General features: G+C 47.1%; 23 protein-coding genes and 1 pseudogene. 18 read left to right on the forward strand and 6 right to left on the reverse strand.

The window, feature by feature from the left end:
• The first annotated feature begins 170 nt into the window (after positions 1–170).
• From DWX00_RS11115 to DWX00_RS11135, 5 genes are all read left to right on the forward strand, one after another.
• Positions 171–2381: a glycoside hydrolase family 36 protein gene (locus DWX00_RS11115; RefSeq protein ID WP_118595240.1), complete on the forward strand. Its 2211-nt coding sequence runs from the start codon at positions 171–173 to the stop codon at positions 2379–2381.
• Positions 2382–2457: 76 nt separating this feature from the next.
• The gene (locus DWX00_RS11120) at positions 2458–2982 is read left to right on the forward strand and encodes a spore maturation protein (protein WP_118595241.1); all 525 of its coding nucleotides are present in this window, start codon (positions 2458–2460) and stop codon (positions 2980–2982) included.
• Between the two features lie 141 nt (positions 2983–3123).
• Entirely contained in the window at positions 3124–4056 is a 933-nt protein-coding gene (gene cysK, locus DWX00_RS11125) for a cysteine synthase A (RefSeq protein ID WP_055226189.1), read from the forward strand.
• Positions 4057–4178: 122 nt separating this feature from the next.
• Positions 4179–5087 (forward strand): LysR family transcriptional regulator, encoded by a 909-nt coding sequence (locus tag DWX00_RS11130; protein WP_118595242.1) that lies wholly within the window; start codon positions 4179–4181, stop codon positions 5085–5087.
• Positions 5088–5665: 578 nt separating this feature from the next.
• Positions 5666–6973, forward strand: coding sequence for an O-acetylhomoserine aminocarboxypropyltransferase/cysteine synthase family protein (locus DWX00_RS11135; RefSeq protein ID WP_118595243.1), 1308 nt, complete (start codon positions 5666–5668; stop codon positions 6971–6973).
• A gap of 118 nt (positions 6974–7091) precedes the next feature.
• On the opposite strand, the pseudogene DWX00_RS20570 reads toward DWX00_RS11135, so the two are convergent.
• Both DWX00_RS20570 and DWX00_RS11145 read right to left on the reverse strand, forming a co-directional pair.
• A pseudogene (locus tag DWX00_RS20570) lies at positions 7092–7346 on the reverse strand (beta-galactosidase); the annotation flags it as partial.
• Between the two features lie 101 nt (positions 7347–7447).
• Positions 7448–8347 carry a LysR family transcriptional regulator gene (locus DWX00_RS11145; protein ID WP_158578807.1) on the reverse strand — a complete coding sequence of 300 codons (900 nt, stop codon included), beginning with the start codon at positions 8345–8347 and terminating at the stop codon, positions 7448–7450.
• A 229-nt stretch (positions 8348–8576) separates the two neighbouring features.
• On the opposite strand from DWX00_RS11145, the gene DWX00_RS11150 reads away from it, so the two are divergent.
• The 6 genes from DWX00_RS11150 (at position 8577) to DWX00_RS11175 (ending at position 13898) form a co-directional block, all read left to right on the forward strand.
• Positions 8577–10046, forward strand: coding sequence for a UbiD family decarboxylase (locus DWX00_RS11150; RefSeq protein WP_118595245.1), 1470 nt, complete (start codon positions 8577–8579; stop codon positions 10044–10046).
• Positions 10047–10121: 75 nt separating this feature from the next.
• Positions 10122–11522, forward strand: a complete 1401-nt coding sequence (locus DWX00_RS11155) for a subtype B tannase (protein ID WP_118595246.1) — start codon at positions 10122–10124, stop codon at positions 11520–11522.
• A gap of 18 nt (positions 11523–11540) precedes the next feature.
• Positions 11541–12116, forward strand: coding sequence for a UbiX family flavin prenyltransferase (locus DWX00_RS11160; RefSeq protein ID WP_055226203.1), 576 nt, complete (start codon positions 11541–11543; stop codon positions 12114–12116).
• Positions 12110–12478 (forward strand): prenylated flavin chaperone LpdD, encoded by a 369-nt coding sequence (locus DWX00_RS11165; RefSeq protein ID WP_082424856.1) that lies wholly within the window; start codon positions 12110–12112, stop codon positions 12476–12478. The genes DWX00_RS11160 and DWX00_RS11165 overlap by 7 nt, the downstream gene beginning before the upstream one ends.
• A 147-nt stretch (positions 12479–12625) precedes the next feature.
• Positions 12626–13057, forward strand: a complete 432-nt coding sequence (locus DWX00_RS11170) for an RrF2 family transcriptional regulator (RefSeq protein ID WP_055226207.1) — start codon at positions 12626–12628, stop codon at positions 13055–13057.
• A gap of 214 nt (positions 13058–13271) precedes the next feature.
• Positions 13272–13898, forward strand: coding sequence for a GntR family transcriptional regulator (locus DWX00_RS11175; protein ID WP_117762094.1), 627 nt, complete (start codon positions 13272–13274; stop codon positions 13896–13898).
• A gap of 95 nt (positions 13899–13993) precedes the next feature.
• Here the strand turns inward: DWX00_RS11175 and DWX00_RS11180 are convergent, their stop codons facing one another.
• Positions 13994–14752 carry a response regulator transcription factor gene (locus DWX00_RS11180; protein ID WP_118595247.1) on the reverse strand — a complete coding sequence of 253 codons (759 nt, stop codon included), beginning with the start codon at positions 14750–14752 and terminating at the stop codon, positions 13994–13996.
• An 84-nt stretch (positions 14753–14836) separates the two neighbouring features.
• Complete coding sequence (locus DWX00_RS11185; protein ID WP_158578808.1) at positions 14837–16504, reverse strand: sensor histidine kinase; 1668 nt, start codon at positions 16502–16504, stop codon at positions 14837–14839.
• 403 nt (positions 16505–16907) lie between these two features.
• Here DWX00_RS11185 and DWX00_RS11190 point away from each other — a divergent pair, with 403 nt between their 5' ends.
• The 4 genes from DWX00_RS11190 (at position 16908) to DWX00_RS11205 (ending at position 21592) form a co-directional block, all read left to right on the forward strand.
• The gene (locus DWX00_RS11190) at positions 16908–17864 is read left to right on the forward strand and encodes an ABC transporter permease (RefSeq protein ID WP_055226218.1); all 957 of its coding nucleotides are present in this window, start codon (positions 16908–16910) and stop codon (positions 17862–17864) included.
• Positions 17865–17875: 11 nt separating this feature from the next.
• On the forward strand, positions 17876–18766 hold the full coding sequence (locus DWX00_RS11195; protein ID WP_055226220.1) for a carbohydrate ABC transporter permease: 891 nt from the start codon (positions 17876–17878) through the stop codon (positions 18764–18766).
• 73 nt (positions 18767–18839) lie between these two features.
• Positions 18840–20540: an ABC transporter substrate-binding protein gene (locus tag DWX00_RS11200; protein ID WP_055226221.1), complete on the forward strand. Its 1701-nt coding sequence runs from the start codon at positions 18840–18842 to the stop codon at positions 20538–20540.
• Positions 20541–20662: 122 nt separating this feature from the next.
• Positions 20663–21592 carry a nucleoside hydrolase gene (locus tag DWX00_RS11205; protein ID WP_070103170.1) on the forward strand — a complete coding sequence of 310 codons (930 nt, stop codon included), beginning with the start codon at positions 20663–20665 and terminating at the stop codon, positions 21590–21592.
• Between the two features lie 9 nt (positions 21593–21601).
• Here the strand turns inward: DWX00_RS11205 and DWX00_RS20720 are convergent, their stop codons facing one another.
• Both DWX00_RS20720 and DWX00_RS11210 read right to left on the reverse strand, forming a co-directional pair.
• The gene (locus DWX00_RS20720; protein ID WP_368250375.1) at positions 21602–21721 is read right to left on the reverse strand and encodes a DUF6783 domain-containing protein; all 120 of its coding nucleotides are present in this window, start codon (positions 21719–21721) and stop codon (positions 21602–21604) included.
• Positions 21722–21778: 57 nt separating this feature from the next.
• Positions 21779–23071 (reverse strand): L-cysteine desulfidase family protein, encoded by a 1293-nt coding sequence (locus tag DWX00_RS11210; protein WP_055267159.1) that lies wholly within the window; start codon positions 23069–23071, stop codon positions 21779–21781.
• A 199-nt stretch (positions 23072–23270) separates the two neighbouring features.
• On the opposite strand from DWX00_RS11210, the gene DWX00_RS11215 reads away from it, so the two are divergent.
• The 3 genes from DWX00_RS11215 (at position 23271) to DWX00_RS11225 (ending at position 25513) form a co-directional block, all read left to right on the forward strand.
• Complete coding sequence (locus DWX00_RS11215; protein WP_330377069.1) at positions 23271–23666, forward strand: BrnT family toxin; 396 nt, start codon at positions 23271–23273, stop codon at positions 23664–23666.
• Positions 23653–23847, forward strand: a complete 195-nt coding sequence (locus DWX00_RS11220; protein WP_055226225.1) for a hypothetical protein — start codon at positions 23653–23655, stop codon at positions 23845–23847. The genes DWX00_RS11215 and DWX00_RS11220 overlap by 14 nt, the downstream gene beginning before the upstream one ends.
• A 136-nt stretch (positions 23848–23983) precedes the next feature.
• The gene (locus tag DWX00_RS11225) at positions 23984–25513 is read left to right on the forward strand and encodes an alpha-N-arabinofuranosidase (protein ID WP_118595249.1); all 1530 of its coding nucleotides are present in this window, start codon (positions 23984–23986) and stop codon (positions 25511–25513) included.
• Positions 25514–25564 lie beyond the last annotated feature (51 nt).

The raw sequence follows: 25564 nt of genomic DNA on the forward strand, positions 1-25564 counted from the left end.
GCGTGAGCTGGGAGTGAGAACGGGAGGAAAGTCTGGATCCGCCTGAAGGGCGGATCGGCGCAAGATGGTTGAAAAGAATAGGATGGAAAAAGCAAGAATGTGCTGGACTTTAAAGGGGACAAGTTATATGCTGGAAATATGAGAAAAATTTCCAAAGGAGGGTTTTTAAGATGCAGAAATGGACGAGCAGGATTGAGACCCCGATCAAGGCAGAGCTGATTTGTTATGATGTGAATGGAATTCATATTGTGTTTGGGGTGACGGAAGAGAATCAGCTGAAGCTGTTTCATTTTTCACATGCACCGTTTGACGCGGAGAATCTTTGCCGGAAGCCGGATGGAGTGTGGATGATGGAAGGAATGCGGGAAGCTCAGATTAAGGAGAGCTTCCAGCTGGTGCAGGTGAATTTTTCGGGGTATAACCGGCCGTATGAGAAGCATGGAAATAAGTATATTGTGACGGCTCCGGGATTTATGCTGAAGTTTGATTCCATTTCCGAGGAGAGAAATGAGAAGGGTGATGTGCTGCGGATTGTGCAGTCGGACGATGTGACAGGTGCGAAGGTGGAGTCTGTGATGCAGTTTTTTGATGGGATTCCGGTTGCGAGAATGTACAATACAGTGACGAACGAAGGAAAGGAAGACCAGACACTGGAGTACATTTCGAGTTTTAGTTACTGGGGTATTGAGAAGGAACAGAAAGAGGGAATTCCGAAGTTTGTCAGCTCGGATGACAAGATGTCGATGGTTGTGGTTCACAATGGATGGCAGAAGGAGCTGACGGTGAAGAAGTACCGGTTTGCAGATCTTGGCATGGCGCAGACGCAGCCGCATAATTATCAGAGAACTTCGAAGACGATTGAGATTACGAATACGGGCAACTGGTCGGCGAAGGAATATGTGCCGATGGGATATATTGGAAACAGTGCGGCAGATTCGAGTCTGTTTTTTGAAATTGACCACAGTGGTTCCTGGCATTATGAGATCGGAGATCAGAACTGCCATTTTTATCTGGCGGTGAGCGGTCCGACAGAGATTCAGTCACACTGGTCGAAGAATCTGAAGCCGGGAGATTCCTTTACAACGGTTCCGGTGGCTGTCGGCGTGGGTCATGATGATTTCGAGGAAGCGATTGGTACTTTGACGAAGTACCGCAGAAAGATCCGCCGTCCGAACAAAGATAATGAAAATCTGCCGGTTATTTTCAATGATTATATGAATTGTCTGTTTGGAGATCCGACCACAGAAAAAGAGTTCCCGCTGGTGGATGCGGCAGAGAAGGCCGGATGTGAGTATTTTGTCATTGATGCCGGCTGGTATGCGGACGGCAACTGGTGGGACAGTGTCGGTGAGTGGCAGGAGAGTAAAAAGCGCTTTCCGAATGGAGTGCGTGAGGTGACGGATTATATTCGTTCGAAGGGCATGATTCCTGGTGTCTGGCTGGAGCTGGAGGTTATGGGTATCAACTGTAAGAAGGCTTCCATTCTGCCGGATGAGTGCTTCTTCCTGCGCCACGGCAAGCGTGTGTATGACAGAAGCCGTTATCAGCTGGATTTCCGTCATCCGCTTGTGATTGAGCATGTGACCGAAGTCATCGACCGTGTGGTACGGGACTACGGTGTCGGCTATATCAAGATGGACTACAATATTGAGCCTGGTATTGGTACGGAAGTGGATGCAGACAGTTTTGGAGACGGTCTTCTGGAGCATGAGAGAGCGTATCTGGCATGGCTGGATGGCATCTACAAAAAGTATCCGGATCTTGTCATTGAGAACTGCTCGAGCGGCGGTCTTCGGATGGACTATGCGATGCTGGCGCGAAACAGCATTCAGTCGACGAGCGATCAGGAGGATTACCGCAATTATGCGACGATCTCGGCGAATGCAGCCATCGGCGTGACGCCGGAGCAGGCGGCGATCTGGTCATATCCGCTGCGGGACGGCACAAAAGAGGAAGTTATTTTCAATATGGTTAATGCGCTGCTGCTTCGTATTCACCAAAGCGGCCATCTCGCAGAAATTTCGCCGGAGCGGTTTGAACTTGTAAAAGAGGGAATTGACTGCTACAAAGAGATCCGCAGCGGCATCAAGGACGGCGTTCCGTTCTGGCCGATGGGATGGGCAGACAATGAAGAAAAACACCTCGCAGCCGGAATCCGTGTGCCGGGAGATGTAATTTATCTTGGTGTGTGGAGACGCGGCGGAGAGGCCGGTTTTGAGGTTCCGCTTGACCGTGCATTCCCGGGAAAAGAGCTGGAGGTTTCCTGCATTTACCCGAAAGCATGCGGTGATGTGTTCCATTACGATGACTACAGCAAGACGCTGCAGATTCACTTCCCGGAGACGTATATGGCGCGTCTGTTTCAGATTAAAGTGAAATAAAATTACATAAATCCCCGCCCGCGGAATAAATTGTATCGGAGTGTATCTGATAGGATTTTTCTGGGGAGGGGATTTTTTGCGTTTTCTTTCGGCGCTTTCAGATCTGATGGTTCCCGTGCTGATTTTTTACGTGGTCGGACTGGGGCTTTTGATGAAACAGGATGTGTTCGGCGATTTTCTGAACGGGGCGAAGGACGGCATGCGGACGGTGATCGGAATTGTGCCGACCTTAATCGGGCTGATGGCGGCGGTCGGCGTGCTGCGGTCATCGGGATTTCTGGAGGATTTTGGAAAGCTGCTCGGAACGGTGCTGGAACCGGCGGGGATTCCATCTGCCCTGGTGCCGCTTGGCATTGTGCGTCTCTTTTCCAACAGTGCGGCGGTGAGTTTGCTGCTGGATCTCTACAAAGAGGCGGGGTGTGATTCCTTCGCCGGACGGGCGGCTTCGATTATGATGTCGTGCACGGAGACGGTTTTTTATACGATGGCGGTCTATTTCGGAGCGGTCCACATCAAAAAAACGCGGTACACACTGGCGGGTGCATTGTTCTCTTCCCTGGTCGGAATGGCGGTCAGTATTGCGCTTGCAGGTCTGCTCTAACCATCTTTTCTGATCATATCAGTGAAATGTGTTGACATTTTAAAACGATTGGAATAAGATGGAAACAACTTAAAACATACAAACTCAATAGGAAATAGGGAAATAGAGAAAAAGCGAGCAAAAGTAAGGAGGAAATCAACGATGGCAAAGGTATATGACAGCATTCTGGATCTTGTAGGAAAAACTCCGCTGGTAGAACTGAAACGAATTGAAGAAAAAGAAGGACTGCAGGCGAAACTGATCGCAAAAGTAGAATCCTTCAATCCGGCAGGAAGCGTCAAAGACCGTATTGCAAAAGCGATGATTGAGGATGCTGAAGCAAAAGGTCTCTTAAAAGAAGGTTCCGTTATCATCGAGCCGACTTCCGGAAACACCGGAATCGGACTGGCAGCGGCAGCTACCGTAAAAGGGTATCGTATGATCCTTACGATGCCGGAAACCATGAGCGTAGAGCGCCGCAACATTGTAAAGGCATACGGCGCAGAGGTTGTTCTGACGGACGGAACAAAGGGTATGAAGGGTGCGATCGAGAAAGCCGATGAGCTTGCAAAAGAGATCCCGAACAGCTTCATCGCAGGCCAGTTCGTGAACCCGGCAAACCCGGCAACCCACAAAAAGACAACAGGTCCGGAGATCTGGGAAGATACCGATGGAGAGGTTGACATCTTCGTTGCTGGTGTCGGCACTGGCGGAACGATCACCGGAACGGGTGAGTATTTAAAAGAGAAAAAACCGGAAGTAAAAATTGTAGCAGTAGAGCCGGCATCCTCACCGGTACTGTCTGAGGGTGTTTCCGGACCGCATAAAATCCAGGGAATCGGCGCAGGTTTCGTGCCGGAGACTCTGAATACCAGCATTTACGATGAAATCATCAAGGTAGAAAATGAGGATGCTTTCGAGACCGGAAAATATCTGGCAGCCGAGGAAGCGATTCTCGCAGGAATTTCCTCCGGAGCAGCTCTGTATGCAGCAATCCAGCTTGCAAAACGAGAGGAAAATAAAGGCAAAACCATCGTTGTGCTCCTGCCGGATAACGGAGACAGATACTATTCCACAGCCCTGTTTGCCAAATAAAAGGGAACAGCTTCAGATTTTAAAATAATAGATATCAGCGAACACTGCCATCCGCGGCATTTTCTCTCCACCGCGAATGGCAGTTTCGCATATTAATTTATACCAGAAAGGGAACTTTACTTATGACACTACAACAGCTTCGCTACGTAATTCAGGCCGCAGACTCCAGATCCATGAATGAGGCGGCAAAGGCACTCTATATTTCACAGCCGAGTCTCTCTGAAGCAATCAAGGAGCTGGAAAAAGAGATCGGAATTGAGCTGTTCAAGCGCAGCAGCCACGGAACAGTACTGACCCCGGAGGGAGAGGAGTTTCTGGGTTACGCACGTCAGGTCACAGACCAGTATCAGCTTCTCGAAAACCGCTATATTTATCGCACCAAGGGAAAGAAAAAATTCAGCGTGTCGATGCAGCATTACAGTTTTGCCGTAAAGGCGTTTGTGGAGCTAGTGAAGCAGTTTGGTATGGATGAGTACGAGTTTGCGGTTTATGAGACGAGAACGTATGATGTGCTGATGGATGTAAAGAACTTCAAGAGCGAGCTTGGGATCTTATATCGGAATGACTTTAATGCGAAGGTGCTGAACAAGCTGCTGAAGGATAATAACCTTGAGTTCCACGACCTGTTTTCCTGTGGAACGTACGTCTATCTCTGGAAGGATCATCCGCTTGCAGATCAGGCAGAGATCACTATGGAGGAGCTAAAGGAATATCCGTGCCTGTCCTTTGATCAGGGAAGCAACAATTCGTTCTTCCTGGCAGAGGAAGTGCTTTCGACGTATGAATATAAGAGAATCATTAAGGCAAATGACCGTGCGACCATGCTGAATCTGATGGTCGGACTGAATGGCTATACGCTCTGCTCCGGCATTATCTGTGAGGAATTAAACGGCAGTGATTACCGCGCGGTGCCGCTTCATGCAGAGGAAAACATGATGATCGGTTATGTTTCCAGGAAGGGTATGTCGATCAGCGCACTGGGACAGCAGTATTTGGAAGAAATTCGGAAATATAAGGAGCTTGTGCTGTAAGAAAAGGGAGAAACAAGAAGACTTTAACCGAATCAAGTAAGTCCCCTGCTTCCATTGCGAAAAGCAATAAGCAGTGGGTGGGGACTTGCTTGTATCAGGAGTGGTACAAGCCACTCCTGATAAGCTGCGAAGCAGCTATTCGGTTATGAGCAAGCTGCGAGTCCCAGCCTGTGGGAGATGAATTGCGTTTGTTACCTTGTTTTATGCAGCGTGATTGGATATAGGAATTTTAGAAGAAAAAAGAGTAGAGATAAAGAATGGCTATAGGAAAAACCTATAACTGGCCATCAATTTTCTATATTGGACAAAGCAGAAGACTGTCGCTATAATAATCCTTGTAAACAGATAGGAAATATCACAAAAACGAGAGGAAGCGAAGGAAATGAGAGCAGTTTTCGCAGAGAATCGAATCGTGATCTATGATGTCATGTGTTGCAGCGTAAGCAGATAAAACCGAAAGAAAACGGAGCCGCATTGCAGCATGGACAGAACAGGATGACAACCGGTTCCGATAGATAATAGAAAATCGGACATGAAAAGAAATAGAAAAACGAAAAACAGAACAGGAGAATACAATCATGAGCAAAAAAACAAGAGCAGAAAGAAATCTTAAATTTGAAACCTTACAGCTTCACGTAGGACAGGAAAATCCGGATCCGGCAACCGGAGCAAGAGCAGTTCCGATCTATCAGACCTCTTCTTTCGTATTCAATAACTCCGATCACGCGGCAGCAAGATTCGGACTTCAGGATGCAGGAAACATCTACGGTCGTCTGACTAATCCGACAGAGGACGTCTTCGAGCAGAGAATGGCAGCACTGGAGGGCGGCGTTGCGGCACTTGCAGTAGCTTCCGGAGCAGCAGCCATCAACTACACCATCATCAACCTGGCACAGAAGGGCGACCATATTGTATCCGCAAAGAACATCTACGGCGGTTCCTACAACCTGCTGGCACACACCCTTCCGCAGTACGGCATCAGCACCACATTTGTTGATGTATTTGATCTGGATGAGGTTCGCGCAGCCGTTCAGGAGAACACAAAAGCCATCTACATCGAGACCCTCGGAAATCCGAACTCTGATGTTGTCGATATCGAAGCACTTGCAAAAATTGCGCATGAGAACAAAATTCCGCTGGTTGTCGATAATACCTTCGCAACTCCATACCTCGTTCGTCCGATCGAGTACGGCGCAGACATCGTTGTTCATTCCGCAACTAAATTTATCGGCGGTCACGGAACTACCCTTGGTGGTGTGATCGTAGACAGCGGTAAATTCGACTGGGAGGGATCCGGCAAATTCGCATCCCTGACCGAGCCAAACCCGAGCTACCACGGCATCAGCTTTACAAAAGCAGTTGGACCTGCTGCATTCGTTACAAAAGTACGTGCGATCCTTCTTCGTGATACCGGAGCTACGCTTTCTCCGTTCAATTCCTTCCTGCTTCTGCAGGGACTTGAGACACTGTCTCTCCGTGTAGAGCGTCATGTAGAGAACGCGCTGAAGGTTGTAAAATATCTGGAGAGCCAGCCGCAGGTAGAAAAAGTACATCATCCGTCTGTATCCGAAGATCCAACACAGCAGGCACTGTACGCAAAATACTTCCCGAACGGCGGCGGTTCCATCTTCACCTTCGAAATCAAAGGCGATGCACAGAAAGCAAAAGATTTCATCGACAATCTGGAGCTGTTCTCCCTGCTGGCTAACGTTGCCGACGTAAAATCTCTGGTGATCCATCCGGCAACCACTACACACAGCCAGTGCACCGAGGAAGAACTGCTGGATCAGGGAATCAAACCAAACACCATCCGTCTTTCCATCGGTACCGAGAACATCGACGATATCATCGAGGATCTGGATGAGGCATTTGAGGCAGTTCAGTAAAAAGGATACAAAGTAAAAGAGAATATAAAAAAGCATACAAAAAAAAGAAGCGTGTTTGAAAAAACAAACATGCTTCTTTTTTGGGTTTAGATAAACCGCATGGGAAATTATGATGCCAGAGCGTATTATGAATCGAATGCCAGTGCCAGTACATGACGCTGTTCGCACCGGAGGCAAGATGGCTGTAAGCCTGCTGGCGGAGCTGGCCCTTGTATGGCGTCCATCCTGGAAATCCCTGTGCCTCGGTTTCCATAACAAGATAGTTGTCGTTTTTCAGAGAACGAATCATATCACCGCCAAACGCGATTTCCGCACCGGTCAGATCATCCTGGGTCGGATGGTAAATATCGGTTCCGGCGATCGTCAGACATTTTACCAGCTATTTTTGTTTTTGCCTGCTATTAACCATAGGTCTGTCTCATGCTGCGTCAGCGTTACGCCGCTGGCATGTTTGAAAGCACCAGAAGCGTGTTTTTATACGGGATTTTGAATAAAAAAGACAAATGATTTCAGCGTCTGTGCAGAGATATTTCCCGGCTTTTTTAATGCTTTCATTTTGAGCGGATACGCGGCACCGATCACAAGAGGCGGTGCGTCGCGCAGAGGAACGGCGGTGACGTTTGGGTGGTGGAACAATGCAAAGTTACTCCCGGCAAACAGGCTTAAGGCTTCGCCGACTTCCACGGAGCTTATCATGGATTCCAGGCGGGCAGTGCGCAGGATGTGCGGTTTTTGGTCTGCCTTTTCAAATAGTTGCATACAGAGCTGATAAATCGAGGTATAGGGATGCATAAGAATCAGAGGTTCTCTGGCAATGTCAGCGATTGTCAGGGAAGATTTTTCTGCAAGCGGATGATCGATGGGGAGCATCACACAGAGACGATCCTTTGCGAGAGGTACAAAGTGATATTTCTGCGGTGAAATCATGGAATCCCGTGCAATGACAAGATCAAAACGACCGGACTGCAGACCGTCCATCAGCTCGTTTTCTTCACACTCTTCCAGCATCAGTTCAACCTCCGGATGCGTATGTGCGAAAGCGCGGATGCGGGAGGTGAGATGATACTGCGTCAGAAACGGAAGAGAGCCGACGCGGAGCGGCTGGCGTTCCGACTCTTTAAAGTGGCGCATTTTCTGCAGCATCTGATGATACTGGCGGGAGAGCTCTGAGGCTTCCTGGCAGAACAGCTCGCCTGCCGGAGTCAGAACCGCCTGGCGGCGGGTGCGGTCGAAGAGGGTGAGATTCAGTTCGGATTCCAGCTTCTGGATCTGCTTCGAGAGCGTGGACTGTGCGATATGAAGATTTTCTGCAGCTTCTAAAAAAGTGTCGCATCGGACGGTCATCAGAAAAAAGTCGATCTGTTCCATGGTCATAAGAGAGAACCTCCTTTTGAAAATCATTCCATTTCATTCATTCCATTCTGGAAACAATTGTACCACAGATCGAATTGATTCCACAAAGGTTTCTTTTTAAAATAAAAAAGGATAAAACATGCAGCAGGGAAAGTGGATGGAGAGGATCCGATGGATTTGCTGGCTGAATGGAGTACAAAAAAGAACATTCTATGAGATAGTTTTGATTTGGGGAATAAGGAGAATGATTATGGCTGAAAAAGTAAGAGATCTGCGCAGTGCGCTGGAACGATTGAAAAATATGCCGGGACAGCTTGCCGAGACGGATGTTGCAGTTGATCCGATGGCGGAGCTTGCCGGAGTTTACCGCTATGTCGGCGCGGGCGGAACGGTAAAACGTCCGACGAAAGAAGGACCGGCAATGATTTTCCGCAATATCAAAGGCCACCCGGACGCAAGTGTTGCGATCGGTGTCCTGGCGAGCCGGAAGCGTGTGGCTGCACTTTTGGACTGTGAGCCGGAGAATCTTGGGAAAATGCTGTATCACAGCGTGGAAAAGCCGGTTGCACCAGTGGAATTTCAGGGTTCGCCGCCGTGTCAGGAGGTTGTGCATCTGGCGACGGATCCCGATTTTGATCTGAACCGCCTCGTCCCGGCACCGACCAACACGCCGGATGACGCAGGCCCGTACATCACGCTTGGCATGTGTTACGCTTCTCACCCGGATACCGGGCTGCACGATGTGACGATTCACCGTCTCTGTATTCAGGGAAAAGACGAACTTTCGATTTTCTTCACGCCGGGTGCACGCCATATCGGCGCGATGGCAGACCGTGCGGAGGAGCTTGGCCAGAAACTGCCGATTTCCATCAGCATCGGCGTCGATCCTGCGATTGAGATCGGTTCCTGCTTTGAGCCGCCGACAACACCGCTTGGTTACGATGAGCTTTCGGTTGCAGGTGCGCTGCGGAAAGAGCCGGTGGAACTGTGCCATTGCGTTTCGGTAAATGAGATGGCAATTGCGAATGCAGAGTATGTGATCGAGGGCGAGGTTATCCCGGGCGTGCGTGTGCAGGAAGATCAGAACAGCCACACCGGTTACGCCATGCCGGAATTTCCGGGTTATACCGGTCCGGCGAGCGATCAGTGCCGCCTGATTAAAGTAAAAGCGGTAACACATCGGCGAAATCCGATCATGCAGACCTGCATCGGACCAAGCGAGGAACATGTTTCCATGGCGGGCATTCCGACGGAAGCGAGTATCTATGGCATGGTAGAAAAAGCAATGCCGGGACGACTCCAGAATGTGTACTGTGGTTCTGCGGGCGGCGGAAAATATATGGCTGTTCTTCAGTTTAAAAAGCTTGGTCCAAGTGATGAGGGAAGACAGCGTCAGGCGGCGTTGCTGGCTTTTTCTGCATTCAGTGAACTGAAACATGTATTTCTCGTGGATGAGGACGTGGACTGCTTCGATATGAACGATGTCCTTTGGGCAATGAACACACGATTCCAGGGCGATGCGGATATCATCACGATCCCAGGTGTCCGGTGTCATCCGCTCGATCCGTCAAACGATCCGACGTGTTCGCCATCGATCCGCGATCACGGAATTGCATGCAAGACAATTTTTGACTGTACCGTGCCGTATGATCAGAAGAAAAGATTTGTGCGGGCGAGGTTTCTGGAAGTTGATCCGAAACACTGGCTGGACGAGGAATAAAAGCATGTTTTGCAAAAAAAATGTTATATTGTGTTCTAAAAAGTATATTTTGTTAAAAAAGGAGAGTAGCCTGGTATGCTGAAATTTGAGAAAAATGATTATACAATAGAAGAAGTAACACTGTGTGGCGAGACGATCCGGTTTCGGGCGTTCCGCGACCTGATTTATGTGGAAAAACCGGTTAATGAAGAGTTTCAGAAGATGAATCTTTTTGTGCCGGAATGCTATTATGAGGGAGCATCCCTGCATGGCTATGATTTAGGGAGCGCGCCGGTTTTCATGCCGAATACGGTCGGCGGCTACATGCCGGGTCCGGCGGATGAGCCTGGAACGAATCCATTTTTACAGGGCAGACCCAACACGATTTTTCGTGCACTGCAGCACGGCTATGTTGTGGCATCCCCGGCAATCCGCGGCAGAGTGCAGAAGGGGGCAGATGGCCGGTACAACGGAAAAGCACCATCCTGCGTGGTTGATTATAAAGCGGCCGTGCGATATCTCCACTTCTTCGCGGATGAGCTGCCTGGCGATGCGAGCAAAATTATCACCAATGGAACGAGTGCCGGAGGTGCGCTGTCATCCCTGATGGGAAGCACGGGAAATCACCCGGACTATGAGCCGTATCTGCAGGCACTTGGCGCGGCGGATGCCGGAGATAACGTGTTTGCGGCTTCCTGCTACTGCCCGATCACAAACCTTGAACACGCAGACATGGCGTATGAATGGGAATTTTGCGGAGTAAATGATTTTCACCGTGCCAACATGAAAATGGATGAGGGCGGCCGCCCGGTTTTCACACCGGTGGATGGCGAGATGACGAAAGAACAGATCCTTGTTTCAGCAGAGGAAAAAGCAATGTTTCCGGCATATGTAAACAGCCTTGGATTGAAGGATGAAAACGGAGATCCACTGACACTTGATGCAGATGGAGAAGGATCCCTGAAGGAATATGTAAAACGCGTTGTGATGGAATCTGCGCAGAGAGCGTCTGACCAGGGTGTGGATTTATCAGATAAACCATGGCTGATCGTCGAGAACGGCAAAGTGCAGGGCATGGATTTTACCGCTTATGTCAAAGACATCACCCGGATGAAAACGGCACCTGCTTTTGATGCGCTGGATCTGGAAAGCCCGGAGAATGATCTGTTTGGAAACGAGACGACAAACTGCCGTCACTTCACGGAATACAGCACAGCACACACGAAAGCACAGGGCGCGTGTGCGGAAGCAGAAGTTGTGAAAATGATGAATCCAATGGAATACATTCTGGATGAAAAAGCAGAAAAAGCACAGCATTTCCGCATCCGCCACGGCGAGTGCGACCGCGACACCTCTCTGGTGATCTCGGCAATGCTGACGGCAAAACTGCGCGAGGCGGGCTGTGAGGTTGATTACCATTCCCCATGGAATACGCCGCATGCAGGCGACTACGACCTCGACGAGTTATTCGCATGGATCGATGGAATCTGTGGATAAAAGGAAGGAACGAGACGGATGGCTGTGGAAAAACGGATTGTAGTTGGCGCTTCCGGGGCGAGTGGAATGCCGCTGCTGATGAAGTGCCTTGAAATTCTGCGGGATAGTGAGGAATACCGTTCCCTTCTGGTGATGAGCCGCAGTGCAAAGCTGACGCTGGAACAGGAGACAGACTGGAGTGTTTCGCAGGTGGAAGCGCTGGCAGATGAAGTGCTCGAGCAGGACAACATCGGTGCAGGCCCGGCGAGCGGGTCGTACCGGACAGAAGGCATGGTGATTGTGCCGTGCAGCATGAAAACAGCGGCAGGAATTGTAAGCGGATACACCGACAATCTGCTGCTGCGTGCGGCGGATGTGACGATCAAGGAGAAACGCCCGCTTGTACTGGCAGCGCGGGAGACACCGATGAGTGAAATTCATCTGCGGAATCTGTACGAACTGTCGAGATTGTCAAATGTATGGATTGTTCCGCCGATGATGACCTTTTATCAGAAACCGGAGTCCATCGACGATATGGTGACACATCTTGCGGCCAAACTGCTTTTGCCGTTCGGCGTGGAAGTAAAGGAGTACCGGAGATGGAAAGGATGCTGACAAAAAAGACAACAGCTACAGGATGCACGATGGAAGTGACGGTAATGAAGATCGGTGAAGATTTTCAGATCTGTCTCGCCGGAGGAGAAAAGCCGCATATCGGCTGTGTGGTGCAGGCCGTACCACGGGAATCGCTGACCGGAGACGGGAGCTGGAGTGCGACTTCCTCGGTATGGAACCGCACCGGACATAAAGATGAGGTACTGTGCCGGATGCTGGCGGAAAAAATCTGTTGTGCCTGCCGTACCGTGACCGTCTGCACCGGTGGCGTGCATATCGATGGAATTACCGGAGAGCAGATCCGGGAGATTGTGGATGCGGTAGAGAAGATGGGAGAAGAGATTGCGCAGGATTTGAGATGATAAGTAAGCATGGAAAGCGGATAAAAAGTTATTGCATTTTTCGGACATGCTTTGGGTTTGTGTTATATTTCCTATTGAATATGTAGAGAATATGGAATAAAATAAAAGAAGGTATTTTTATCATGACATATATTCGGAGGAAATAAAATGAAAGTTTCGACAAGAGGACGGTATGCGCTTCGTCTGATGCTGGATCTGGCACTCAACAATACCGGCGAACCGGTGCGTTTGAAAGATGTGGCAAAGCGGCAGGAGATTTCGGAAAAATATCTGGAACAGATCATCTCGATTTTGAATAAAGCTGGTTTCGTAAAAAGTGTGCGCGGCCCGGCGGGCGGTTATTCCCTGAAACGAAAGCCGGAAGAATATACCGTGGGCATGATCCTGCGTCTGACCGAGGGCAGCCTTGCGCCGGTGGACTGTGTAGAAGACGGCGCCGACTGCGGCAGGGAAGATCAGTGCGTTACGGTGATGCTCTGGAAAAAACTGAACGATGCCATCAACAGTGTGGTGGACAATATTACGCTGGCAGATCTGGTGGAATGGCAGATGCAGAAGTCGAATGAGTATGTAATCTGACGGCAGACAGAATAAGCGATAACGTCCAATGAGGGAACAGAAGAGGGAAAATGGTGAAAACATCATTTTCCTCTTTTTTACCGGTAAAAATCTGGGAGCACGGCATTTACAAGCAAAAAAAAATTTGTTAAGATAAAAAACAGGGCGCATTTGGAGAAGAAAAAAATCAGGATGCGCAAAAGTGAAGAAAATAAAAGATAAGGAGTTTCCCCTTATGAAAAAACAACAGGAAAGCCTTAAAAATATGGTATATCAGGCCATTTTGAACGGCATTTTTACCGATGAATATAAACCCAATCAAATTATCAACGAGCAGGAGCTGGTACAGAAATTCGGCTGCAGCAAGACACCGATCCGTGAAGCCCTTGTGACGCTCTGCAATGAGGGAATCCTCCGCAGCTTCCCGCGCTTCGGCTACCAGGTTGTCAGCGTGTCCCGCGAAGAGGCACAGAATATTCTGGATTTCCGCCTTGTTCTCGAGGGCGGATATCTTCGTCAGTCGATCGGACATATCACCGAAGAAAATCTGGCGGAGCTTGCCGAGATTGATGAGAGATGCAAACAGAGCACCGACAGCGTATGGGATCACTGGGAGGCGAATACGGCATTTCATCTGAAATTAATCTCCTTCTCCGGAAATGCTTATGCATATCAGGAACTCGAGCGAACCATGAACGTCTTAAAACGTGCTTATGCTCAGTTTTACTGGCAGACATGGTCCAACGTGAATCCGGCATTGGATATTGCACATCATACCGATATCATGCAGAGTATTCGGGAAAAAGATCTGGAGAAAACGCTGAATTATCTGAAAGAGGATCTGGCGGATTTTTGCGGGTGAGAAATGAAACAGAGTGCATAGGAACGAAAAATTCCAATACACTCTGTTTTTTTGCGCGCTGGAGACCTTTTTCAGGCACGCTCCAGGGCTCGTGATTATCCATGAAAATGCCTCTCCCGATACTGCTGCGGTGTCACCCCGCTGCTTTTCTTGAACTGCCGGTAAAAGTAGGAAACGTTTGCGATTCCGACCTGGTCGCAGATCTGCTGGGGGGAGAAGCTTGTGGTGGCAAGCAGGCGTTTTGCGGCTGCCATGCGTTCATCCATGATGTAGCTGCTAAGCGATGCTCCTGTCTTCGTACTGAAAATGTGGGACAGGTAATCCGGGTTCATGTGGATTTCCTCGGCGATGGAGGTGCGGCCCAGTTCAGGATCGGAAAGATGCGAACGGATATAGTCCTTGATGACGCTGATCGGGTCCGAGGTATCGGTGGAGAGGTGCTCTTCCATATTCAGCCGCTCCTTCTCATACCATGCATTTTTCTTCACCTCCTGCACAGCCGCCGCCAGCTTTTCCATAAGCTGATCCGGGTCGATTGGCTTTAACAGGTAGGAGAAAATATGTAAATTCAGCGCTTCCTGCGCATAATCAAATCGCTGATGGCCGGTCAGAACGAGTACGATGGGATGAAAATCGTTCTCATGAAGCCATTCCGCTAACTGCAGACCGGTTTCGCGCGGCATTTCAATGTCAGTCAAAAGAATATCAATATCCTGGGAACCCTCAAAAATTCGTTTTGCCTGGCTGGCACTGTAGGCAGGAAACGCCTGCTCAATCCCGAGCGCCGACCAGTCTGTCGTTTCGATAATGTTTTTCACAATATAATATTCATCATCCACTACTAAAATGTTCATTGTAAAAGCCCTGTTCCTTTCTTCCGTTTCGCATGGATTTGAATCGTTACAAAAAGCAAGCCGAAAGCCTTTTTCAAACAAGCTTTAGCTCTCGTTTCTTTTGCCGGGGACCTGAGGTGTGTCGGAAGCATGTGAAAAAAGAGGTTCCGATGTTTCAATTTTGCTTTCCGGCGGATTGCCATCCTCCCGGTATGGAATGTATGGAATCGTAACCTCTGATCTTGCACCCCATCCGGGTTCGTTGGAAAAATGCGCATGGGCTTTTTCTCCATAAACAAGATAAAGCCGTTTGAGCAGATTGTAGGTTCCGATTTTTTTTCCATCAAAGTCATGAACCTGCTGGGAAACTGGCCGGTTCAGGTATTCCAGATCCTCTTCAAAATAACCACTGCCGGAGTCGAGATGAGTGAGAACCACATATTTTTCACCATTGCGCTCCACAAGGCTGCCGGTGATACGGACACGGAGCTCTTCGCCCATGATCATGTTGTGCTTGATGGTATTTTCTGTAAACATCAGCAGAATGATCGGAAAAACAGAAGCATTCCTGCATTTCTCATCCACATGGATTTCCCAGTTCAGACAGCCTGGAAACCGCAGTTCTGTCATCTCCAGAAAATTTTCTACGTATTTCAGTTCTTCTTTCAAAGGAACGGCTGTCTTATCCTGCAGGGTGTACCGCAAATGATTCGAAAGTGTGCGGACGAATTCATTTGTGAGCCGCCTTCCTTCTTCCGTGAATGGCATTGATGCGATTGCGGAGAGACAGTTGATCAGAGAGTGCGGCGCTACCTGGGATTTCAGATACTGAATCTCCAGTGCCTTCAGATTTAATTTATCCTCATAAACATTGATTTTTAACTTCTCAATTCGATTCATCAGCTTATTCAGTGTTTCACCGATTTCCAGAACCTCCTCACACCGCTCATTGGAAAGATCCGGGTGCGGCACCTGTTGTTCCTCTTTGACCTGTGATGCCATTTTCCGGATCAGATCAAGAGGCTTTGAAATCAGGTGTTCATAGGAAACGGTCCATAAAAGAGAAACCACGAAAATCAGCAGAGCACCCCCGAGCAGAAGCTTGAGCATATTGTAAATAGGAGTGTTGACTTCTTCGGAGGGGATGAGTGCATTTAAGGAGCAGGTAGAAGAAGGAAGCTTTTCAGCGACCTGTAAATATTGTATACCGTCCTTTCCGCGGATCCGATGAGGTTTCTGGGTAGAAAAGTCGGTAGACAGTTTAAAATCGGACCAGCTTTCGTTGTCGTATGGAATACCATTTTCATCAGCAAACAGAAAAATGGTATTTGAATCATCAAATGGAGTATTCAGTTCATCCAGACGGATCCAGGCACCAAGATAGCCATGGAGATCATTGATAATTCGGATCAGATAGGTATGGCGTTCCAGCTCTATATAATACCAACTCTTGAAGTTGAGAGCGGAGGCGTCCTCTCCCGACTGACGTAAAAGCTTTTTCATGTAGGAACTACAGTCATTGGAGCCCCCATTTTTATAGCGGCAGACAAAATGGTCGTTTGCTTTTCCATAAACAAACATACCGTCAATGTCTGTCATGTAACTTAAAGTATTATCCAAAAGCCTGGAGGCTTTAATCTGGGAAATCACTGCGTTTGGGTTGTTTTTGGAAGTGATCGTATCGACAACATCAGTATTGTTATTAGCGAATTCCCAGAGACAGTTTTCAGCAGTTTCCATACTCTTATTTAACTGCTGGACATAAAGATCCATTGTCTGATGAATTCCCTGGTAGGTTTCATGCTGAAGCTGTTTGGAAATATAAAAAATTAAAAACAGCAATAAAATACTGAACATTATTAAAATACGCATCCAATACCAAAATGCTTTTTTCTTTAGGGAATATATTTTGTGTTTGTGCATAGTGTGGTCAAAAAAATTGAAGTTTAGTGAAAAAGTACGATGTTTTGATGAATTCAAGAAGGATGCCTCCGTAATTATATATAATTTGCACATAGATTCTAAGAAAAGTGCAATAAAACCTAAGCAATGTGAATTGCTAAAAAGTTTATTAAAATTATATAATAACAACAGTTGATAGTCAAAGCAATTTTGTTCGAACATACTTGCAACGACAAAAAAACGAGAAAACAAAGAGGAAACGAGGAGGAAAAACATGGCATCTTTAAAAAAATCCCATGCATCATCCGGGAGCAGCCACAGCAAAGCAGCAAAATTCAAACGATACCTTCCGCTGTATCTGATGTTCCTTCCAGGCGCGATCTATCTGCTCATTAACAATTATATTCCGATGGCAGGCATTATCGTAGCATTTAAGAAGTACAATGCCCGTTTGGGAATCTGGAAGAGCCCGTTCTGCGGACTGGCGAACTTTGAATTTCTGTTTGCATCATCGGATGCATGGACTATTACAAGAAATACGTTACTTTACAATCTGGCGTTTATTGTTCTGAACACGGTAGTCGGAATTATTTTTGCAATCTTTATCTGCGATACGTTTAATAAAAAATTAAAGAAAATTTATCAGAGTGCAATCTTGTTTCCATATCTGATGTCGGCTGTTATTCTTGGCTACATTGTATATGCATTTTTAAGTCAGAGTACAGGTATTGTAAACAATTCGATTTTAAGTGCACTTGGAAAAGATGCTGTGAACTGGTATGCAGAACCGAAATACTGGCCGTTCATTCTGATTTTTGTAAATACCTGGAAGGGTGTAGGATATGGATGTCTGATCTACATATCTACCATCAATGGCATTGATCCGTCTCTGTATGAGGCAGCTTCTCTGGATGGCGCAACCAAATGGCAGCAGATCAAAAACATTACGCTTCCATTCCTGAAACCAACCGTAATCACCCTGACATTGATGAGTGTCGGCCGTATCTTCTATTCCGATTTCGGTCTGTTCTATCAGGTACCACGTGATTCAGGACTTCTGTACTCGGCAACCAATGTTATTGATACCTACGTATACCGCGGCCTGATGAAATCCGGAAATGTCGGAATGTCTGCAGCAGCCGGCTTCTATCAGTCCATCATCGGATTTATCATTGTCCTTACCGCAAACGGAATCGTACGTAAAGTCAGCAAAGAAAACGCAATGTTCTAAGGAGATCACGTATGAAAGAAAAACCATTTTCCAAATATCAGATTTTAGCAAACGCTGTCATGATTATCTGGACGCTTGCCATTATCTTACCGTTTATTCTGTTATTTATGTCTTCTATTACAGATGAAAACACACTGGTAGCGAATGGATACTCCTTCTTTCCGAAGAAGTTCTCCCTCGCGTCCTATTCCTACATCATCAAATCCGGAGGTCAGATTTTGAAGGCCTATGGAGTAAGTATTGGTGTCACGGTAGTCGGAACTCTGTTGAATGTCCTTCTGTCTGCTCTGATGGCCTATCCTTTGTCAGTAAAAAATCTTCCGGGCAGAAATGTGATGATGTTCTTCGTGTTCTTTACCATGCTGTTCAACGGCGGTATCGTTCCATCTTACATTATGTGGACAGGTACCTTCCATATCAAAGATACGATTTTTGCACAGCTGCTTCCAAACTTCCTGCTTTCTGCATGGAATGTTATGATGATTCGAACTTATTTTACCACAAGCATTCCGGATGGATTATACGAGGCGGCAGAGATTGACGGTGCAAGCCAGTTTACCATCTTCTGGAAAATCGTACTTCCGCTTGGAAAACCGATCTTGGTAACAATGGGCACCTTTGCAGGCCTTGCTTACTGGAATGACTGGACCAATGGTCTGTACTATATCGTTAAGAATACAGGTCTGTACAACGTACAGAACCTTCTGAACCAGATGGTACAGAATATTCAGTTCCTGACACAGAGCTCCAACTCGAATGTGACAGCAGCTGCATCGACCATTCCGGCAACGGGAATCCAGATGGCAATCGCATTTGTAGCAATTCTGCCAATTATGCTGATTTTCCCATCTTTCCAGAAATATTATGCAAAAGGTATCGCTCTTGGTGCAGTCAAAGGCTGATACAGATGGAATGAATCATTAGCAGCGAAAAGGGCTGCTTCGTGATAAACTTATTTTAAGGAGGAATTTTTATATGAAAAGAAAAATGCTTGCTGCTTTTCTGGCAGCGACAATGGTGGGCGGCCTGCTTGTCGGCTGCGGAAACAGTGGAGACACTTCCGGCTCATCCAAGAGCTCTTCTGGAACAACATCAACAGCATCGGCATCTGGCGAGGCAGATGCTTCCGTAACAAAAACAGAGCTTGGTGAGTATACGGAAGAAAATCCTTATCATCTCGTATTTGCCTTCGTCGAGTTCTACGAGCAGGATGACGCAGCACGTACTGCAGTACAGGATGCATTGAATGAATATATGATTCCGAAATACCATATTGAAGTGGAATTTCTTCCACTGCAGTATGCAGAATATCAGCAGACGATTCAGCTGATGATTTCCGGTGGTGATGAGCTGGATGTTATGCCAATTTATTACAGCAATGCTTCCAGTTGGATTGCAATGAATGGTATTGTCGACATGAATCAATATATGGATACTCCGGAAGGACAGGCCATTAAGGATGTACTTGGTGAGGCAAATGCAACGGTAGGTTCCATGAATGGTATTCTGTTCGGCTTCCCGGCACAGAAGGAATCGGTTGAACTTGGTGGTCTGACTATGAGAGCAGATATCTGTGATGAGCTTGGTATCGCAGAAGAATATGGTTTGGAGCTGAATCAGGATGAATACACCGGAAAAGTGTATGACTGGTCGGTTGCAACTGAAATTTTCAAGAAAGTAAAAGAAGCACATCCGGAAATGACACCTCTGTATCTGCAGGGAAGTGCAAGCCCGATGAGACGTCTTGCATTTTTCGACGAGTTAGCGGATCAGTTCGGTGTTCTGGACTGGGAGGCTGATCATGACTCCACAACCGTAGTGAATGAGTTTGAAACCGATACTTACAAAGAAGCAGTAACCCAGCTGGCGGAATGGTTTGATGCAGGATACATTTATCCGGATGCGTTGACGGATACACAGGGATCTGCAGTTATGATGAAAGCCGGAAATACGTTCTCTTATATGTCAGCAATTAAACCGGGCTATCTTGTTGAGGCAAAGGCATCTACAGGAACAGACTGCTATGCAATGTATTTTGGACAGGATGTAGAAGGTGGATATTCAACTACAAACGTAAGTTTTTATGATACTGGTATCGCAACCAACAGTGCGGATCCGGAAATGGCCTTTAAGTTTATCTCCGCGCTGTATACAGATCCGGAGGTTATGAATCTGTGGCAGAATGGTATTCAGGATGTAAACTATAAAGTTTTGGATGATGGTACTGCTTATTATGTAGATGGTGAAGATGCTTCTAACTTTAAATATCATCAGAATACAGGATGGTTTATGGGCAATCAGTTTAACACATACGTATGGAATGATGGTTCCAAGGATGCAAATTATTGGGATAAACTGCAGCACCATAACGACTGGGCACAGTATTCACCGGCATACGGATTTATGTGGGATTCTTCTGAATACTCTACACAGATCACAGCTCTGCAGAATGCACTGAATACGTATCGTCCAGCACTTGAGACAGGCTCTGTCGGAGTTGCTGGTGTAGAAGAAACACTCCAGAAACTGAATGATGCGCTGTATGCAGCCGGACTGCAGACTGTTATGGATGCAAAACAGGAGCAGCTGGATAAATGGCTGGATGAAAACGGAGGAGCTACAGAAACTCCGCAGTCTAACCTTGATACGATTGCAGCAGCAAAAGAAGCAAACTAACGAAAGATCAACATTAGGTATAATTAGATCTAAGGCAAATCCGCCCGGAAACCGTAAAGCTGTGCGGTCTTCGGGCGGATTGCTTTGTATGTTTTTGGCTTTTACAGCAGAAAGGATTTACTATGAAAAAAATGAATTACACATTTTCCGTGCCGGACAACAAACGCGTGCGTATGATTGTCAGCACAGACTGCAAAAATGAGGCGGACGACCAGTTCGCACTGGCACATCACCTGATGACACCGATGTTTATTCTGAAAGGCATCGTTCCGTGTCACTTCAACATGTTCTCCCGCGATTACGGCGATGGCCACACAGCACAGGCGAGCATGGACGAGGTCAATAAAGTGCTGGATCTGATGGATCGGCAGGGCGTATGCCCGGTCTGCAAAGGATCGGAATTTCCGATGAAGGACGAGCAGACTCCGGCCGTGTCGGATGGCGCAAAGCTGATCGCCGAAGAAGCCATGAAAGATGATCCGCATCCGCTGTTCATCGCCTGCCAGGGAGCACTGACCGACGTTGCCTCCGCACTTCTGATGAAACCGGAAATCGCAGACCGCATGACCGCCATCTGGATCGGCGGAGCACCGTATCCGGAAGGGGGAGAAGAGTTCAACCTCCGCCAGGATATCGCAGCTGCAAACGTTGTGATGAAATCCGGCATGAAGGTATGGCAGGTTCCGTCTACCGTATACAAGAAAGTAACAGTTTCTCTTGCCGAGCTGCAGCTTAATGTTCAGCCATGTGGAGAAATTGGAAATTATCTGTATCAGCAGATGGTAGACTTTAACAACACCTTCTATCAGTTTCAGGAATGGCCGCACGGCGAAATCTGGGGCCTTGGCGATTCTCCGACAGTGGGACTTCTGCTGGCAGAAGTACAGCGTACCGATCTCTATGAAATGGTAGAAGCGCCGGAAATCAGCTATGAGGACATGAGCTATCACTTCACCGGAAAGAACCGCAAAATCCGCGTTTACCATGATCCGAATGCGGAGCTGACGTTGAGAGACTTCTTTGCAAAGTTGAAACTGAATTATGGGATGTGACAGGGACTGCTAATCAAAATCAGAGCCTGTTTGAAAAAAGCTTTCCACAAGATGTGTGTCACAATTTATCGGAAATTTTGTTCGACAGAGGGCGTCGCAGCGGGTTTTTGTATGGACAGAAAGAGCAATATAAAAACAGCCATCTGTGCAAGTTTGTCCAGATGGCTGTCTATCGTAATACTTTCGTTATTTACACACTTCGTCAATATCCACACGGTCGATCATAATATTCAGGATCTCCGTATCGGTATCTTTCATGCCGACTCTTCCGATGTATCCCATACTCTTGATCGTATCCTCGACATCTTCCCGCACGATACCTTCGCCCGGCTGGAAACTTCTGTGATGCTGGCCCATGTAGTGGGCGAGAATAGCAGCGTCAACAGCGGATGCAATTTTCGCCGCACAGGAGGATTTTGCGCCGTCGCAGACAATACCGCCGACGTTTCCAATGGTGTTGACGATCGTCAGACTGACATCTTCATAAGTTCCGCCAGAAAGATAGGTAATGGCGGCACCGGCTCCACAGCCTGCGCTGACGGCGCCGCAGTAAGCGGAAAGACTTCCAATATATTTTTTCTGATGAACCGCAATCAGGTTGCTGACAACGAGTGCGCGGTACAGTTTTTCCTGGGAAACGTTCCATTCTTTTGCAAACTCAATGACAGGAAGGGAAACGGTCATGCCCTGGTTTCCGCTGCCGGAATTGATGACGACCGGAAGAGAGCAGCCGCTCATACGCGCATCGGAGCCTGCCGCTGCACGGGCGCGGGCGCGGATTTTTACGTCATTGCCGTATTCATTCAGCAGCGTGCGGCCAACCTGTGCACCGTATGGATGACGGAGACCTTCATCGGAAATGGCAGAGTTCATGGTGATCTGACGGTCAAGAATTTCTTTGATGTCTTCGATCTTCACAGTATCGGCAAATTCAAGAATATCCTTGACGTTCAGCACACTTTTATCAACGTATTCAGGGGAATCCTCATGAGCCGCAATCTGATAAAGTATCTCACCATCTTTTACGATGCGTGAAATCAGAGTATGACGGTTTACAATTGTTACTTCTGCACTGTGCTCTCCGGCAATGACTTTTGCAACAATGTAGAGATTTTCTACGCCTTCTTTTAAAGTACAGGTACAGAATCCCTGCTGTACCAGCTTTTTTGTATTTTCAATATCTGCTTCGGTCACATCTTCAAGTACTTCAAGTTCACGTTCGGCACAGCCTCCGACGACGCCAAGCGTTGCCGCAACATCAATTCCCTTCAGGCCATTGGAGTTTGGAACTTTAACACCCTTTACGTTTTTGATGATGTTTCCACTGCAGCAAAGCTCGATCGATTCCGGCATCTGTCCGAGTACTTCGCGTGCTTTTGCTGCCGCATATGCAATGGCAATCGGCTCTGTACAGCCAAGCGCCGGAACAAGCTCGTTTTTTAAAATCTTTACATAACTGTCATATAATTTCTGATCCATGAAAATTCTCCTGTATAGTTTTTTATGCGTTATCAACTGGTAAATCTTGCATTTCTTTCTGATTATACTATTGATATATCACTGATAATATCAGATGTCAAGTAGAGAATTGCAATTTGTGAATTAACATCATGCATTGACGCAGAAAAGAAAAGATGATACGATAAAAACAGTAAAATACTGAAATCGGAGGTAATCATTGGAGAATAGCAAAACTGTAACATTTTCACTTGGTGGAATGATTTTCGAATATGATGAGAAAAAGAATAAAATTAATATAGAAAAACATGGAATTTCATTTAAAAGTGCTGCCCGTGTATTTTTTGATTATGATCGAATAGAATATTATGATGAGGAAAATAGTAATGTTGAAGATCGATATGATATCATAGGTGATTTATCTGCAGGGACAGCGCAAATAGAGCGTAATACAGAGATTATGATCGGAAATATAAAAAGTGATGATGTTTTGTTTGTAGTGTATACGGAAAGAATACGGAAAAATGAAAATGGGGCAGAAATAGATGTGACAAGATTAATCTCCGCAAGATATGCAACCAATTTTGAAAGGGGGCTTTATTATGGTAAATACTAAAGAAATGACAGAAAGCCTGATAAAAGAACTCGCTTTTTCAGAAGAAGAATTAAGGGAACTAAAAGCAGCAAAAGAAAAACCTATTGTATTTGATGAAGATTGTCCGGAAACGACTCCAGAACGGGCGCTAAAATTTCGACGGGTAAATCCGCCGAGGGGAGCAGGCAAAAAAAGAGCATAAAAATTTGTGATCTCCGTAAAACCAGAAAATCCTAGTTTTACGGAGATCTTTTCAGAATAAATTGTATTTTCCTTTAAAGTGTCCTATACTGAAAAGTAGCAAAAATACACACCACCCTTTCATTTGGAGGATTTTTATGCAGAAGATTACGTTTCGAAAATTAGCTGGAGAAAAATATATTTACCCGGAACTGCAGGGACACTTTATCGAGTTTCTTGGCTCCTGTATTTATGATGGAATCTGGGTTGGAGAGGATTCGGAAATTCCGAATTATCATGGAATCCGAAAAGACCTTGTGGATGCATTTCAGAAGCTGCACCCGCCGGTGATCCGCTGGCCTGGCGGATGTTTTGCGGATGTATATCACTGGCGGAACGGCATAGGTCCGCGGGAGCAGCGGCCGGTTACATACAATGAAAACTTCGGTACTTTCGAGACGGATCCCAATCAGTTCGGTATGCACGAGATGATGGAATTTTGCGAGATGATCGGCGCGAAGCCATGGTTTAATATCAATATGATGACCGGCTCTCCATCCGAGATGCGAGAGTGGATGGAGTACTGTAACCGCAAAGAGCCGACGGCACTTTCGCAGGAACGAAAAACAAACGGCCATGAAAAACCGTTCGAGATTGAATACTGGGGTATCGGAAATGAAGTATGGGACGGCGGCGGAAAAATGACGCCGCAGATGTATGCGAACGAATACCGGAAATTCAGTTCCTCCTGTCCGTCGTTTGGAGGCGGCGATCAGACATTTTCCATGAAATGCATCGCCAGCGGCCCGGATGGAAATAAGCCGAAAGAACGTGCTGCGTGGACAAAAGATTTCTTTAAGGAAATGGGAAAATACCGGATGCCGTCTCTCTATGGCTACGATCTCCATTTTTACAACTGGAATCTGAAGCAGCTTCAGACCGAGAAGAAATTTGATGAGAAACAGTGGTATGATGTGATCAATGGATGCAAAGAGCTGGAAAATGTCATTCACGAGCAGCGCCGCCTGATAGACGCTGGTCTTGAGGCACTTCCGAAACCGGAGGGTCCGTTCCAGGCGGCACCCAGAAAATGTGAACTGATTGTCGGTGAGTGGGGCAACTGGCACAGCAGTGCATTTAATGCGCGCCCGGCGCTGTATCAGCAGTGTACGATGCGCGATGCCGTTACAACCGCACTGACGCTCGACATCTTCCACCGCAATACCGGGGATGTGCGCATGGCATGTGTGGCACAGTCTGTCAATGTCCTGAATTCCCTGTTCCTGACGGATGGTGAGCATTGTATTCTGACACCAAACTACGATGTGTTCGATATGTATCAGGTGCATCAGGGTGCGTATACGCTTGGCTTTGAGGAAAAGAACAAAGATCCTGAGGTCTGCATCTTTGCTTCGATCAAAAATGATGATATCTACGTCAACCTCGTAAATACAAGCTACAGCGAATCAAAGAAAATCGAATTGAAATTCAAACAGTGTCCGGAATTTGTTGAGGCCAAAACACTGTACTCCAAAGATCCGCAGAACTACAACGATGCGAAACATCCGAACCGAGTCCGCTGCAAAGAAGGAAAAGCACCTGCACGGGAAAAAGACTCCTTCCAGATTGCACTGCCGGCGGCTTCGGTCAGCGTTTATCATTTCAGAAAAACAGAAACAGAAAAGTAATACATACAAAACGGGCCGCCCCGGGGAAAAGGATTGTTCCCACAGGGCGGC

Source organism: Blautia sp. AF17-9LB (assembly GCF_003479185.1).
Classification (GTDB): Bacteria; Bacillota; Clostridia; order Lachnospirales; family Lachnospiraceae; genus Fusicatenibacter; species Fusicatenibacter saccharivorans.